Source organism: Kitasatospora sp. NPDC093550, assembly GCF_044764985.1.
Taxonomy (GTDB): Bacteria; Actinomycetota; Actinomycetes; order Streptomycetales; family Streptomycetaceae; genus Kitasatospora.
Genome location: NZ_JBIWJF010000010.1, coordinates 174,798 through 188,525 on the forward strand (window position 1 = coordinate 174,798; position 13,728 = coordinate 188,525).

Below are 13,728 nucleotides of genomic sequence, written 5' to 3' on the forward strand. Positions count from 1 at the left end.
AGCCTGCGGAGGCCTCAAGTGGCCCAGTGAAACCGGTCCGAATTGGCCCTGTGGAGTGGTCCACTCAGCCGCTAGGCTCGTCGTCGTGACGAACACCGAGACCGACACCACGACGAAGCCCACCAAGGTCGACTTCTACTTCGACCCCGTCTGCCCGTTCGCCTGGATCACCTCCCGGTGGATCCTGGAGGTCGAGCGCCACCGCGAACTCGACCTGACCTTCCGGGTGATGAGCCTGTCCGTCCTCAACGAGGGCCGCACCGACCTGCCCGAGCGCTACCAGCGCCTGATGACCACCGGTTGGGGCCCGGTCCGGGTCTGCATCGCGGCCGCCGAGAAGTACGGCCAGCATGTCCTGCGCGACCTGTACACCGAGCTCGGCACCCGCTTCCACGACCAGGACCGGCCCGCCGACGACGCCGTCATCCGGGAGGCCCTGGTCGCGGCCGGCCTGCCCGAGGAACTGGCCGACGCGGCGAACAGCACCGCGTACGACATCGCGCTGCGCAAGAGCCACCACGAGGGCATGGACCCGGTCGGCGAGGAGGTCGGCACGCCGACCATCCACGTGGACGGCGTGGCCTTCTTCGGCCCGGTGCTGAGCGCGATACCGCGCGGCGAGGACGCCGTACGGGTCTTCGAGGGCGTGCGGCTGCTGGCCGGGTACCCGAAGTTCTTCGAGCTCAAGCGGACCCGGACGGGCTCGCTCGACTTCTCCTGAGCCCGGCTCCGGCTCACCCGCGCGCCACCTCCGGCTCTCCTGGGCCCCGGCCCCGCTGCTCCTGAGCCCCGCCGGCCCCGCCTCCGGCAGGCCCGTCGGCCTTCGGGCTCCCGTCCGGGCGCTGAGCGTCCGACCATGGAGACGGAGGCCCGGTGCCCCCGAGAGGCGGTGAGCGTGGATGATCGTACGAATACGGCTGCACGCTGCCCGCCACTCCGCGACGCCACCCGGTTCGGCGCCGGACCCCGGCTCCGGGCCCGACCCCGGCTCGGGGCCCAGCCCGGGCTCGGGGCCCAACCCGGGCGCCGGGCCGAAGCCGGGCCCGGGGCCGAACCCCGGCCCCGGCCCCGGCTGGAACCTCGGCCCGGGCCGACGCCCGCCCCAGGGCCCCGGCCAGCAGCAGCGCCCGGGTCCAGGCGGCCCCGGCGGCCCGGCCAAGCCCCCGCCACCGTCCTGGCGCCGCTGGCTGCTGCCCGTCGCCGTCCTGGTGACGCTGCTCCTGCTGGTGCTCTTCTCCAACGCCGGCAAGCCCGGCACCCGCTACGGCTACACCGACTTCGTGAACCGGGTCGACGCCGGCCAGGTGCAGACGGTGGACGTCAGCGACACCGGCGGGGTCAGCGGCACGCTCAAGGACGGCACCCGCTTCACCACCCAGATCCCCACCGCCCTGGACACCTCCCAGCTCAGCCGCTCGCTCAACGACCACCACGTGACCGTCACCGGCACCCGCTCCGGGGGCAGCTCGCTCTGGTCCACGCTGCTGCTGTTCCTGCCGCTGCTGATCTTCGGCGGGCTGTTCCTCTGGTCGGGCCGGATGGCCGCCCGCTCGCTGGGCGGCGGGCTGAGCGCCATCGGCCGCTCCCGGGCGAAGATCATCGAGGCCGAGCGGCCCGCCACCGGGTTCGCCGACGTCGCCGGGTACGAGGGGGTGAAGCAGGAGGTCAGCGAGGTGGTCGACTTCCTGCGCAGCCCCGAGCGCTACGCCGCCGCCGGGGCCAAGGGGCCGCGCGGGGTGATCATGGTCGGGCCGCCGGGCACCGGCAAGACCCTGCTGGCCCGGGCCGTCGCGGGCGAGGCCGAGGTGCCGTTCCTTTCCGTGACCGGCTCCGGCTTCGTGGAGATGTTCGTCGGCGTCGGCGCCTCCCGGGTCCGTGACCTCTTCGAGGAGGCCCGCAAGCGCGCGCCGTCGATCATCTTCATCGACGAGATCGACGCCGTCGGCGGCCGCCGGGCGGGCGGCACCCGGATCGGCGGCAACGACGAGCGCGAACAGACCCTGAACCAGCTGCTCGCCGAGATGGACGGCTTCGACCAGAGCACCGGCATCGTCGTCATCGCCGCCACCAACCGGCCCGACGCCCTCGACCCGGCGCTGCTGCGCCCCGGCCGCTTCGACCGTCAGGTCACCGTGCCGCTGCCCAACCAGGCCGAGCGGGCCGCCATCCTGGCCGTGCACACCCGGGGCAAGACCCTCGCCCCGGACGCCGACCTGGACCGGATCGCCCGCGGCACCCCCGGCTTCTCCGGCGCCGACCTCGCCAACCTGGTCAACGAGGCCGCCATCTACGCCGTCCGCGCCGACCGGTCCACCCTCACCGCCGACGACCTCGACGCCGCCCGCGACCGGGTGCTGCTCGGCCGCAGGGAGTCCTCCAACGCCCTGTTGCCCGACGAGCGGCACGCCGTCGCCGTGCACGAGTCCGGGCACGCGCTGATGGCCGCGCTGTGCGAGCACGCCGACCCGGTCGCCAAGGTGACCATCCTCCCGGCCGGCGTCGCCCTCGGCGCCACCGAGCAACTGCCCGAGGCCGAGCGGCACCTGTACAGCGAGGGCTACCTCACCGACCTGCTCACCGTCCAGCTCGGGGGCCGGGCGGCCGAGTTGGTGGTCTTCGGGGAAGGGTCGACGGGCGCCGCCAACGACCTGGCCAACGCCACCACGGTCGCCACCCGGATGGTCCGCGAGTTCGGCCTCTCGCCCGAACTCGGCCCGGTCGGCTACTCCAGCGGCAGTCCGCACTACCTCGGCGACAGCCCCGAGGACCTGCTGCGCCGCCCGTACTCCGAGCAGACCCAGCGTGCCGTGGACGAGGCGGTCGCCGCCCGGCTGCGGCAGGCGGAACGCCGGGCCGTCGGCCTGCTGACCGAACACCGGCACCACCTGGACGAGTTGGCGAGCCTGCTGGTCGTCCAGGAGACCGTGGACGGCGCCGTCGTCCTCGACATCCTGACGCACCCGAAGAGCACGGAGCACCCGGAGCTGCCGGACGGCCCGGTGTCGCTGACCAAGCCGGACAGAACCTAGGGAGCCGGCGGCCGTTCGAAGAAGGTCTCCAGGACGACGGTCGCCTGCGTGCCGCTCACGCCCTGGATCGCGTAGAGCCGCCGCAGCACGTCCTGGAGCTGTTCGGTGGTCGCCGTCCGCACCTTGACCAGCACCGAGGCGCTGCCGGCGATGACGTGCGCCTCCTCGATCTCGGGGATCGCCGCGAAGGCCTGCGCCGAATCGCCCATCCAGGCCGAGGAGTCCACCATCACGAAGGACAGCACCCCGAGCCCGAGGGCCTTCGGATCCACCTCCACCGTGGTGCGGCGGATCACTCCGCGCTCGCGCAGCTTGCGCACCCGCTCGTGCGCCGCCGCCGTGGAGAGCCCCACGGCCTTGCCCAGGGCCGCGTACGGCTGCCCGGCGTCCTGCTGCAGCAGGAGGAGCAGCGCGCGGTCGGTGTCGTCGAGGTGATCGAGGGGGGTGGAGGCCATGGTGGGACCATACCGCGTTCTGGCATACTCCGGTTCACCGGAACAGAATTCGGCCAACGATGCTACGGGGTGAATGATGTCAGGCTCCATCGAGTTCGATCTGTACGAGGTTCTGGACGACAGGTTCCGCTACTGCGTCAACGGGGACACCCGGCTGGAGAAGCTGTACGGCGACTGCCGCTGGGCCGAGGGCCCGCTCTACCTGCCCGCCTGGCGCCAGCTGATCTGGAGCGACATCCCCAACGACCGCCTGCTGCGCTGGGACGAGGCCACCGGCACGGTCGGCGTCCTCCGCTCCCCGGCAGGGCACCCCAACGGCAACACCCTCGACCGCGAGGGCCGGCTGATCAGCTGCGAACAGGGCAACCGCCGGATCACCCGCACCGAACACGACGGCCGGACGACCGTCCTCGCCGACCGCTACCGGGGCAAGCGGCTCAACTCGCCCAATGACGCGGTGGTCCGCTCGGACGGCGCGATCTGGTTCTCCGACCCGGACTTCGGCATCACCAGCGACTACGAGGGCCACCTCGCCGAGTCCGAGATCGGCGCCTGCCACGTCTACCGGATCGACCCGTGCAGCGGCGAGGTCCAGCTGGCCGCCGACGGCTTCAGCGGGCCGAACGGGCTGGTGCTCTCCGCCGACCAGCAACGGCTCTACGTCTCCGACTCCCGGGAAGGGCACATCCGGGTCTTCGACGTCCGCGCGGACGGCACCCTCGCCGACGCCGGCGTCTTCGCCAAGGGCGGCGACGGCCCCTCGGGGCGGATCCGCTTCGACAACATCCGCTTCGACCGCGACGGGCGGCTCTGGGCGGCCGCCTTCGGTGACGGCATCCACTGCTACGCCCCCGACGGCACGCTCATCGGCCGTATCCTCGTGCCCGAGCCCGTCTCCAACCTCACCTTCGGCGGCCCGAAGAACAACCGTCTGTTCATCACCGCCACGACCTCGCTGTACTCCCTGGTGACGTCGATGACGGGCACCCACCGCGTCACCCGCCCCGAGGAGTCGCAATGACCGAGCCCCTGACCGCCGACCTCCAGCGGGAGATCGCCCACGCCCTCGGCGTCGCCCCCGTCGCCGACCCGCTCCGGGAGGCCGAGCGCCGCGTCGCGTTCCTCGCCGAGCAGCTCCGGGCCGCGGGCGGCCGCACCCTGGTGCTCGGGATCAGCGGCGGCGTCGACTCCACCACCACCGGACGGCTGTGCCAGCTCGCCGTCGAGCGGCTGCGCGCCGAGGGGTACCAGGCGGCCTTCTGCGCGATGCGGCTGCCGTACGGGGTGCAGGCGGACGAGGACGACGCCCAGCGGGCGATCGCCTTCATCGAGCCGGACCGGCTGCTGACCGTGGACGTCAAGCCGGCGACCGACGCCGCCCTGGACGCCCTGCTCGCCGCCGGGCTGACCTTCACCGACCACGCCCACGAGGACTTCGTCCGCGGCAACGTCAAGGCGCGCCAGCGGATGGTGGTCCAGTACGCGGCGGCGGGTGCCGACGGCGGCCTGGTCGTCGGCACCGACCACGCGGCGGAGGCGGCCGTCGGCTTCTTCACCAAGTACGGCGACGGCGCGGCCGACGTGATGCCGCTCTCCGGCCTGACCAAGCGTCAGGTCCGGTCGCTCGCCGAGGCCTTGGGCGCGCCCGCCGAGCTGGTCAAGAAGACCCCGACCGCCGACCTGGAGAGCCTCGCCCCCGGCCGCCCGGACGAGGAGGCCCTCGGCGTCAGCTACGACGCCCTGGACGACTTCCTGGAGGGCCGCCCGGTCGACGAGCAGGTCTTCGCCACCGTCCTCGGCCACTACCGCCGCACCGAGCACAAGCGCGGTCTGCCGATCGTGCCCGGCCGCGCCCGATGACGCCGGACCCGGACACGCGCGCGTACACGGAGACGGACCCGGCCCGGCGCGACCGCGCCGCCGGGGCCGTCCTCGGCGCGGCGGTGGGCGACGCCCTCGGCGCCCCGTACGAGTTCGGACCGCCCGGCGCCTACTCCGCCCGCTTCCCCGCCGGCACCCCCGGCGAGCTGGTCGCCGGCGGGGGCTGGGAACGCGGCGAGGCCACCGACGACACCCAGATGGCCGTCCTGGTCGCCCAATCCCTGCTCGAGCGGGGAGGGTTGGACCTCCCGGACCTCTTCGACCGGTTCCGCCGCTGGGCCGCCGCCGACCCCAAGGACATCGGCATCCAGACCGAGGCCGTCCTCACCAGCGACCTCCCCTGGGACCTCGCCGCTCCCGTCCACTTCAACACCACCCTGCGCGCCGCCGGCAACGGCGCCCTGATGCGCGCCTCGACCTCCGCCGTGGCCTTCGCCCGCGCCGGACGGCGGGCCACCATGGACGCCGGACGCCGGATCGCCGCCCTCACCCACGGGGACCGGGCCGCCTGGGAGGGCACGGCGGTCTTCCACGAGCTGGTCCGCCTCGCCCTGGACGGCGCCGACCCGCTCGACGGCATCCCCGAGGCCCTGGCCCACGTCGACCCCGACCACCGCGAGCGCTACGCCACCGTCCTCGCCCCCGACTGGCACCCCGACCGCGCCACCGAGGCCAACGGCGCGGTCTGGCCCTGCCTGGGCTCGGCGGTCTGGGCGCTGCGCAGCACCGACGGGTTCGAGGCCGCGCTGCGGGCCGCGATCGACCTCGGCGGTGATACCGACACCGTCGCCGCCGTCACCGGTGGCCTGGCCGGGGCGTGGTACGGCGCGGCGGCGGTGCCCGCGCGCTGGACCGGGCCGCTGCACCTGACCCTGCCCGGGTTCGGCGACCGGGTCTGGCGGGCGCCGGAACTGTGCGGCCTGGCCGACCGGTTGACCGCCCCGCGGCTGACGGCCTGACGGGAGGGGCCGGCGGTCCGCGCGTCGTGGCTCAGTCCGCGACGACCAGGGCCGGGTGGTGGTGCCGCATGGCGGCGATGACCGCCTCGGGGCCGACGCGCAGGGTGTTCGCGGAGATGTTCGCCGGGCCGTAGCCCATGCTGCGGTTCGCGGCGGCGGTCGCCCGGACGTACCGCGGGGCCCCGGCCAGGTAGCGGGCGGGGTCGGCGAGCACCAGCTCGATCACGCGCTGGGTGGCGCCCCTGACGGTGATCACCCGGATCCGGACCGCGGCGATCTCCTGCCAGGGGATCCGGCCGAGCTGGACGTGGTCCAGTCCGGCCGCGTCCAGCACCAGCTCGGGCCGGCCCCGGACGAGCCGCTTGACGCAGACCACCGCGCAGAGCCCGAAGAACACGATCGCGAGCCCGCCGGAGAGCCGGTTCTTCACCGATTGCTCCCCCGAGAGCAGGGAGGCGCCCATCGCCACGAAGGCCACCGAGCCGAGCAGGACGAGGACCATCCGGAGCGGGGAGGAGCGGTACACGGTCGGCGGCACGGCCGAGGTCTGATCAGTCACGCCGGACAAGGTACCGACCGCCATCCTGGCCCGGCCGCCGGGGGCGGGTCCGCGAGGCCTACCAGGGGATGGTGACGGTCGGTGGGTGGACCACGAAGACGACGGCCAGCACCATCGGCACCGCCAGGTGGCCGACGAGCGCGCCGAGCATCGCGCAGCGCCGACGGCGTTGCGGGGTGGAGCGCCGTCCGGCGACGGCCGCGCCCAGCAGGGCCCCGAGGAGGGCCACGGCGAGCAGGACCAGCGTCGCGTTGACCGTGAAGCGGCGCGCCTGGTCGGTCTGGCCGTGGGCGCGGCCCCAGAGGCTCGTCAGCAGCCAGATGTCGAGCGTCGCCGTCAGGCCGCCCCACACCCAGGCGCGGACGGTGTCACTCCGTTCCCTGCCCCGGCCCTTGAGCCCCGTTGCCGCCACCGCGCCCCGTCCCCCGGTGCTCGCCCGCTCGCGTGGGTCGTCACGGTACCGGGGAGCGGTTCGGAACCGAAGGGGCGGGAGACGTCCGGGACCGAGTCGTGACCGACGGGTGGACCACGAGGGGGACGTGACGGGGGAGCAGCTCGCGGTGGTGTCCGGCGGGGGCACCGGGATCGGCGGGGCGATCGCCGCGCGGCCGGGGAGCGGCGCCGGTGGTGGTCGTCGGGCGTCGGACGGCCGTGCTGGAGCAGGCCCGGGACGAGATCGCGTGGACGGTGGGGGCGGGCCGGATCATCCCGGTGGCGGCCCGGCGCGGCGGGGCGGGTCCGCACCCGGCGGCGCTCCTGCGCCGCCGCGAAGGCCGCCCCGCACGGCTGGGCCTTCGGCCTGGCACGGCAGTTGGGGCCGGACGGGACCACCGTCGACGTCCCCGCGCCCGGCTCCATCGAGGAGACCGGGATCCTCGGCGCGCGGGGGAGCGAGGAGTTCCATGCCCGGGAGGTCGCCGACACCCCGGTCGGCCGGACCGGCACGCCCGCCGACGTTGCCGACGCGGTGGCGTACCCGGTCTCCCCGGTCTGCGGGGACGTCAGCGGGCAGGTCATCGGCGTCAACGGCGGTGCGGTGCTGGGGCGCTGACGGACCGGAGTGGCGGGAGGCGGTTCTCGACGCGGGCCCCGCCGGGCGCGTTCATCGATTGTCAACCGGCCGTGCCTACCGTGAGCTCCGACCACGAACCGCGTCCGACCGAGGAGCCTCCGCTGTCCAGGATCATCACCACCGCCCTGCCCGCCCAAGGCCACACCAGCCCGCTGCTGGCCGTCTCCGCCGATCTCGCCGCCCGCGGGCACGAGGTGGTGTTCCTCGGCGGCTCGCGGTTCGCCGCGGCGGCGGAGCGGGCGGGGGTGGGCTTCGTCGCGCTGCCCGCCGGAGCGGACTTCGACGACCGCGACCTCGACGCGAGCTTCCCGGGGCGGTCGAGCCTGCCGCCCGGTCCGGAGCGGCTCGCCTTCGACGCGCGGCACGTCTTCGTCGACCCGATCCCGCTGCAGTACCGGGCGCTGCTCGCGCTGCTGGCGGACTTCCCGGCGGACGCCGTGCTCGCCGACGCCTTCCTGCAGGGCGCGCTGCCGCTGGCGCTGAGCCGGCCGCGCGCGGAGCGCCCGGCGCTGATCGGCATCGGGGTCACCCCGTCGATGCTGCCGAGCGTGGACACCGCGCCCTTCGGGCCCGGGCTGCCGCCGCTGCCGGGGGAGGCGGGCAGGGCCCGCAACCGGGCCCTGCAGGAGGAAGCGGACCGGCGCGGCGAGCCGCTGCGGCAGTACGCCGAGAAGGTGTACGCCGAGCTGGGCGTCCGGCTGCCGGAGGGGCCGCGCGGGCTGGCCATGGTGACGGTGCCGGACCACTTCCTGCAGCTGACCGTGCCGGGCTTCGAGTACCCGCGCAGTGACGCGCCGGCCGGCTACCGGCTGATCGGCGCGTTGCCGGGGCTGGTCGGCGACGAGCAGCCGCTGCCGTCCTGGTGGGACGAGGTGACCGACGGGAGGCCGGTCGTGGTGGTGACCCAGGGGACGCTGGCCAACGGCGACCTCGGGGAGCTGATCGCCCCGACCGTCACCGCCCTGGCGGAGCGGGACGTGCTGGTGGTGGCCGCCACCGGCCGCCCGGACGGGCCGGGGGCACTCGCCGGGCTGCTCGGCGGCACCCTGCCGGGGAACGTGCGCGCCGTCGACTACCTCCCGTTCGAGCGGCTGCTGCCGCACACCGACGTGCTGGTCAGCAACGGCGGCTACGGCGGGGTGCAGACCGCGCTGCGGTACGGGGTGCCGCTGGTGGTGGCCGGGGCGAGCGAGGACAAGCCGGAGGTGGCGGCCCGGGTGCAGTGGTCGGGGGTGGGGCTGGACCTGCGGACGGGCCGCCCGGCGCCGGACGAGGTCGGCGCCGCCGTCGACCGGGTGCTCGGCGAGGACCGGTTCCGCGCGCGGGCCCGCGCACTGGGCGCGGAGCTGGCGGAGCACCGGCCGTTCGACGCCATCGCCGAGCTGGTGGAGTCGCTCGGGCGGTGCTGAGGCCCTCGCGGCGAGCGGCGCGCCGCCGAAGCGATCCGCCGCTCGTCGCGCCGCCGGAACGATCCGCCGGAACGCCCCGTCAGTCCCCGTCGGCGTCGGGCTCGGTGGTCGGCGTGCCGCCGGACTTGATGCCGAGCTTGACCTCGGCCGTCGTCCAGTCGGTGGCGATGGCCTGCTGGGCAGCGGCGAGGGTGACCTGGCCCTTGCAGATCGCGGTGTGCAGGTGGGTCTCCACCGAGTCCTTGGGGTTGTTCGGCCCCTTGCCCGGGACGTGGCCCGGGGAGGGCGGCTGGATCCAGAGGTTGCGGGCGTCGTTGGGGTCGCCGCCGAGCTGGAGGCTGATCAGGTGGTCGTACTCGGCGTCGCCCATCGGGCCGGTGTAGCCGTAGGACTTGGCGTTCTCGGCCTTCTCCTTGCCGGTCAGGTTGGCCGGCGGGCGGATGGTCGAGGTGTAGCCGCCCTGCTTGCAGATGGTGTCCTTGAGGTTGTCCTGGTTGACCGCCGGGCTGATCGCCCCCGGGGTGCAGTCGGGGTCGGGCAGCGGCTGCTTGTCCGCGGTGTAGCGGTAGTGGCAGCTGCCCGGCGCGGGTTGCGGCTGGACCTCGTACGAGCTCTTGGGGCCGGGCCCGGTGACGATCGCGGCCGGGGCGGGCTGGGCGGCGTCACCGCCGGCCGCGGCCGGGGCGGAGCTGCGGCCGGCGGCGCCCTTGGCGGTGTGGCCGCCGCCGGACGAGCAGCCTGCGGCTGCGGCGAGCAGGACGGCCGCGGCCACGGCCAGGGCACGGCGGGCGGGAGCCGGCACGGGTTCCTCCATCGGGGTGTGCGGGAGCGGCGGTCACCCGGGTGTCGGCGGCCGCGCCAGCGGACACTACCGTGTCGACAGAGCCGGACGGGTGACGGCACGTCCGGGCGGGGGAGGCCTTTGCCGGGCGCGCGGAACCGTTTCCGCACGCGCCCGGCTCCCGCACGCCCGTCGTGGTGGCCGCCGCGATCCCCGTGCCGGCGCGGGCTACTGCCCCGCGATCCAGTCCGAGACCAGCTCGTCCAGCACCCCCAGCGGGAGGCTGCCGTGCCCGATCAGCTGGTGGTGGAACTCACGGACGTCGAACCGGGCGCCGAGCGCGGCCTGCGCCCGCTCGCGGTGCCGCACGAGCTCCCGACGGCCGATCAGGTAGGCGGTGGCCTGCCCCGGCCAGGCCAGGTAGCGGTCGATCTCGTTGCGGACGTTGGCCTCGGTGGTGGCGGTGTTGTCCCGCATGAAGGCCATCGCCCGCTCCCGGGACCAGCCGTAGTGGTGCATGCCGGTGTCCACCACCAGGCGCACCGCCCGCAGCGCGTCCAGGGAGAGCATGCCGAAGCGGGACAGGTCGGAGCCGTACAGCCCCATCTCGTCCGCGAGCCGCTCGGTGTAGAGGCCCCAGCCCTCGACGTGCGCGGTCAGCTGGCCGCTCGGCTTCTGCCGGAACAGCGGCAGGTGGTGCAGGGTCTGCGCGACGGCGAGCTGCAGGTGGTGGCCCGGCACGCTCTCGTGGAAGGCGATCGCCTCGTACTCGTAGCTGAACCTGGTCTCCGGGCGCAGGGTGTTGATCCAGTGCGTGCCGGGCCGCCCGCCCGGGCCCGGCGGCTGGTAGTAGGCGAGCGGCGCCGTCTCCGCCTCGATCGGGTCGATCTCCCTGGTCACGCAGTCGGCGATCGGGTACGGGCGGAACCAGTCGGCCGAGGCGCGGCGGGCCCGCTCCAGGGCGCCGTCCACCAGGGCGACGATCTCGGCCGCGCTGCCGAAGCGCAGCGAGCGGTCCTCGCGCAGGGCCGTCAGCACCCCGGCGGGGTCGGTGGTGCCGAGCACCTTGCCGCCCAGCTCGGCGAACTCCTCGCGCAGCGCCGCGACCGCGTCCAGGCCGATCCGGTGGACCTCCTCCGGGGCGAGCCCGGGCCGGGTGAAGCGGGCGACGGCGTCGGCGTAGCCCTCGGTGCCGCCCGGCACGTGGCAGACCCCGGCCCGGTCGTCGGGCCGGGCGTGCGGCGCCAACCGCTCGGCCAGCCCGGCCCGGTAGCGGGCCACCGCCGGGCGGACGGCGTCGCGGACGATCGCCCGGGCGCGCTCGTACTCCGGGCGGCCCCGCAGCGGGCGCAGCAGGACGTCCTCGTCCGGGGCGGTCGCGAGGTGGGCGTCCAGCTGGGTGACGGCGGCGTCGACCCCGCTGCGCAGCGGGTGGCGGCCCTCGGCGGCGGTGTCCACGGCGGAGCGCAGGGCGGCGTCGAAGTAGTCGGGCAGGCCGGCGAGCCGTTCCAGGTAGGCGTCGGCGCCCTCGTGGTCGACGGGGGCCATGGGGAGCGAGGTGAAGGCCTCGTTGTGCCGGGCGACGATGGTCGCCGAGACGCTGAAGTCGGCGAGCCCGTGGGTGAGCCGGCCGATGCCGTCGTCGATCAGCCGGGCGAGGGTCCGGTGGGTGGTGCGGTCCTCGCGGTTCAGCCCGTCCAGCGGGATCGCGGCCAGCCGGGTGCCGAGGCGCTCCAGCACCTCGCGGTGGTGCCGGTCCCCGTCCCGCGAGGGGTCGGGCAGCAGGTGGGCGTAGCCCTCGACGCCGCTGAGCGTGGCGTCGAAGGGCTGGTGGGTGTTCTCGGCGTCGAAGTACTCGTCGGCGAGTGCGGCGAGTCCGGCGTGTTGCGGCTGCTCGATCACGGATCCCCCTGGTCCGGTGCGGTCGGTGCGGCACGGGATGCCCGGGGCGCCCCGATCCCGCCGATTATTCGGAGTGATCGGCGGCGCGGTCAACACGCTGTGGCGCGCGGGGAGTTCCGACGTCTGCCCCCGGGGGAGGGGCGCCCGTCGCCCCGCGTCGCCCCCGCGACCGGCGCGATCCGTCCGGCCGGTGCTCCCGCCATCCGTCGGCCTCCCGTGCGTCCGCCCCCGGGCACGACTGTGCCGACGCCCGTGGGAACGGACGTCGGCACCATCGTTGCGCAGGGGTCTGACGATCCCCGCCGAGCGAGCCTCGGGACGGGACGTCGGTGGGGTCAGCGGGCCTGGTCGGCCTTCGCCTCCTTGGCGGCCTTGGCGGCGGCCTCCTTCTCCTGCTTCTCCTTGATCCGCACGGCCTCCTTGCGGACGTCCACCTGGTTGGCGCGCTCGTGCTGCAGCCAGAGCGGGTTCTCGGCCTTGATCGCCTCGATCTGCTCGGTGGTGAGCGCCTCGGTCACGCCGCCGCGGGCCAGGCCGGAGATCGAGATGCCGAGCTTGGCGGCGACCACCGGGCGCGGGTGCGGGCCGTTCTTGCGCAGGTCCTGGAGCCACTGCGGCGGCTCGGCCTGCAGCGCGTTGAGCTCCTCGCGGGAGACCACGCCCTCCTGGAAGTCGGTCGGCGCCGCGGCGAGGTAGATCCCCAGCTTCTTGGCCGCCGTGGCCGGCTTCATGGTCTGGCTGGTCTTCTGCTTGAGCGATGTCATGGGACAAGGGTAAGGGAGTGCGCGGGCCCTCCCGGTCACGGTCGGTAGCCTTGCCCTGTGACAGACATGCAGGTGAACCCCTCCTTCCGGCTCGTGTACGTCCCGGGCGTGACCCCCGGCAAATGGGTGCGGGTCTGGGGCGAGCGGCTCCCGGACGTCCCGCTCGACCTCCTCGCCGTCCCCTCCGGCGACGGTGAGCGCACCCTGCGCGAGGGCGGCGCGGACGCCGGGCTGGTCCGGCTGCCGGTCGACAAGGACGTGCTCAGCGCGATCCCGCTGTACACCGAGACCACCGTCGTGGTCTTCCCCAAGGACCACTGGCTGGCCGCCGCCGAGGAGGTCGCGCTCGACGACCTCGCGGAGGAGGTGGTCTTCCACCCCCTCGACGACACCCTCGGCCTCACCGCCGACACCCTGCCCGGGCGCCCCGCGATCGCCCGCCCGGACACCACGGCGGACGCGATCGAGCTGGTCGCGGCCAACGTCGGCGTGCTCCTGGTGCCGCAGTCCCTGGCCCGGCTGCACCACCGCCGGGACCTCACCTACCGGCCGGTGGCACCGGAGGCGCCGCAGTCGCAGGTGGCGCTGGCCTGGCCGCAGGAGCGGACGACCGACCTGGTGGAGGAGTTCATCGGGATCGTCCGGGGCCGTACGGTCAACAGCTCGCGCGGGCGCGGGGCCGGGCAGGCGGCGGCCGAGGCGCAGCCGAAGAAGGCGGCGGCGGGCCGGCGCACACCGCCGCAGCAGAAGGCGGGCGGCGCGAAGGGCGGTGCGCAGAAGGCCGGCGGCACGAAGGCGGGCGGGCAGAAGCCGAGGCCGTCGGCGGGCGGACGGGGCGCGGGCGCGGCGGCGGCCCGGCGCGGCAAGCCGAAGCGGCGCTCGTAGCGGCGCTCGTCGCGGCCCGTGGCGTAGCGTCG

13 protein-coding genes and 1 pseudogene are annotated in these 13,728 nt (G+C 74.9%); 8 read left to right on the forward strand and 6 right to left on the reverse strand.

Translation table 11 applies throughout. From position 1 onward, the window contains the following. Positions 1-85: 85 nt before the first annotated feature. Positions 86-721, forward strand: a complete 636-nt coding sequence (locus ACIRD3_RS18505; protein ID WP_402217446.1) for a disulfide bond formation protein DsbA — start codon at positions 86-88, stop codon at positions 719-721. 178 nt (positions 722-899) lie between these two features. After that, positions 900-3,029, forward strand: a complete 2,130-nt coding sequence (gene ftsH / locus ACIRD3_RS18510) for an ATP-dependent zinc metalloprotease FtsH (RefSeq protein WP_402217449.1) — start codon at positions 900-902, stop codon at positions 3,027-3,029. Here ftsH and ACIRD3_RS18515 read toward each other — a convergent pair. Further along, positions 3,026-3,484, reverse strand: coding sequence for an Lrp/AsnC family transcriptional regulator (locus ACIRD3_RS18515; protein WP_402217451.1), 459 nt, complete (start codon positions 3,482-3,484; stop codon positions 3,026-3,028). The genes ftsH and ACIRD3_RS18515 overlap by 4 nt on opposite strands. Before the next feature lie 76 nt (positions 3,485-3,560). Here ACIRD3_RS18515 and ACIRD3_RS18520 point away from each other — a divergent pair, with 76 nt between their 5' ends. From ACIRD3_RS18520 to ACIRD3_RS18530, 3 genes are read left to right on the forward strand one after another with little or no spacing between them, the layout of a single operon-like run. Next, entirely contained in the window at positions 3,561-4,505 is a 945-nt protein-coding gene (locus tag ACIRD3_RS18520; RefSeq protein WP_402217454.1) for an SMP-30/gluconolactonase/LRE family protein, read from the forward strand. Beyond that, entirely contained in the window at positions 4,502-5,344 is an 843-nt protein-coding gene (gene nadE / locus ACIRD3_RS18525; protein WP_402217456.1) for an ammonia-dependent NAD(+) synthetase, read from the forward strand. Before ACIRD3_RS18520 ends, nadE begins: the two co-directional genes overlap by 4 nt. Beyond that, complete coding sequence (locus tag ACIRD3_RS18530) at positions 5,341-6,324, forward strand: ADP-ribosylglycohydrolase family protein (RefSeq protein ID WP_402217459.1); 984 nt, start codon at positions 5,341-5,343, stop codon at positions 6,322-6,324. Before nadE ends, ACIRD3_RS18530 begins: the two co-directional genes overlap by 4 nt. Positions 6,325-6,355: 31 nt before the next feature. Here the strand turns inward: ACIRD3_RS18530 and ACIRD3_RS18535 are convergent, their stop codons facing one another. Together ACIRD3_RS18535 and ACIRD3_RS18540 are read right to left on the reverse strand one after the other, a co-directional pair. Beyond that, positions 6,356-6,883 carry an STM3941 family protein gene (locus tag ACIRD3_RS18535; protein ID WP_402217461.1) on the reverse strand — a complete coding sequence of 176 codons (528 nt, stop codon included), beginning with the start codon at positions 6,881-6,883 and terminating at the stop codon, positions 6,356-6,358. A gap of 58 nt (positions 6,884-6,941) precedes the next feature. Beyond that, a complete protein-coding gene (locus ACIRD3_RS18540) occupies positions 6,942-7,295 on the reverse strand; it encodes a hypothetical protein (protein WP_402217463.1) in 354 nt (117 codons plus the stop codon). Between the two features lie 333 nt (positions 7,296-7,628). Here ACIRD3_RS18540 and ACIRD3_RS18545 point away from each other — a divergent pair. Both ACIRD3_RS18545 and ACIRD3_RS18550 read left to right on the forward strand, forming a co-directional pair. Continuing rightward, a pseudogene (locus ACIRD3_RS18545) lies at positions 7,629-7,934 on the forward strand (SDR family oxidoreductase); the annotation flags it as partial. 71 nt (positions 7,935-8,005) lie between these two features. Beyond that, a complete protein-coding gene (locus tag ACIRD3_RS18550; RefSeq protein WP_402217465.1) occupies positions 8,006-9,364 on the forward strand; it encodes a glycosyltransferase in 1,359 nt (452 codons plus the stop codon). A gap of 79 nt (positions 9,365-9,443) precedes the next feature. Here ACIRD3_RS18550 and ACIRD3_RS18555 read toward each other — a convergent pair whose 3' ends face one another. The 3 genes from ACIRD3_RS18555 to ACIRD3_RS18565 all read right to left on the reverse strand — a co-directional run bounded on the left by ACIRD3_RS18555 (position 9,444) and on the right by ACIRD3_RS18565 (position 12,811). After that, positions 9,444-10,166 (reverse strand): hypothetical protein, encoded by a 723-nt coding sequence (locus ACIRD3_RS18555; protein ID WP_402217467.1) that lies wholly within the window; start codon positions 10,164-10,166, stop codon positions 9,444-9,446. Positions 10,167-10,373: 207 nt separating this feature from the next. Further along, positions 10,374-12,047 carry a DUF885 domain-containing protein gene (locus ACIRD3_RS18560; RefSeq protein ID WP_402217470.1) on the reverse strand — a complete coding sequence of 558 codons (1,674 nt, stop codon included), beginning with the start codon at positions 12,045-12,047 and terminating at the stop codon, positions 10,374-10,376. A gap of 335 nt (positions 12,048-12,382) precedes the next feature. Beyond that, a complete protein-coding gene (locus ACIRD3_RS18565; protein WP_402217473.1) occupies positions 12,383-12,811 on the reverse strand; it encodes a DUF5997 family protein in 429 nt (142 codons plus the stop codon). A 57-nt stretch (positions 12,812-12,868) separates the two neighbouring features. On the opposite strand from ACIRD3_RS18565, the gene ACIRD3_RS18570 reads away from it, so the two are divergent. After that, positions 12,869-13,696 carry a LysR family substrate-binding domain-containing protein gene (locus tag ACIRD3_RS18570; protein ID WP_402217475.1) on the forward strand — a complete coding sequence of 276 codons (828 nt, stop codon included), beginning with the start codon at positions 12,869-12,871 and terminating at the stop codon, positions 13,694-13,696. Positions 13,697-13,728 lie beyond the last annotated feature (32 nt).

Excerpts from the sequence above, each read along its gene's own strand:
- ACIRD3_RS18565 (WP_402217473.1), bottom strand. The coding sequence starts at position 12,811 with ATGACATCGCTCAAGCAGAAGACCAGCCAGACCATGAAGCCGGCCACG.
- ACIRD3_RS18515 (WP_402217451.1), bottom strand. The coding sequence starts at position 3,484 with ATGGCCTCCACCCCCCTCGATCACCTCGACGACACCGACCGCGCGCTG.
- ftsH (WP_402217449.1), top strand. The coding sequence starts at position 900 with ATGATCGTACGAATACGGCTGCACGCTGCCCGCCACTCCGCGACGCCA.
- ACIRD3_RS18530 (WP_402217459.1), top strand. The coding sequence starts at position 5,341 with ATGACGCCGGACCCGGACACGCGCGCGTACACGGAGACGGACCCGGCC.
- ACIRD3_RS18520 (WP_402217454.1), top strand. The coding sequence starts at position 3,561 with ATGTCAGGCTCCATCGAGTTCGATCTGTACGAGGTTCTGGACGACAGG.
- nadE (WP_402217456.1), top strand. The coding sequence starts at position 4,502 with ATGACCGAGCCCCTGACCGCCGACCTCCAGCGGGAGATCGCCCACGCC.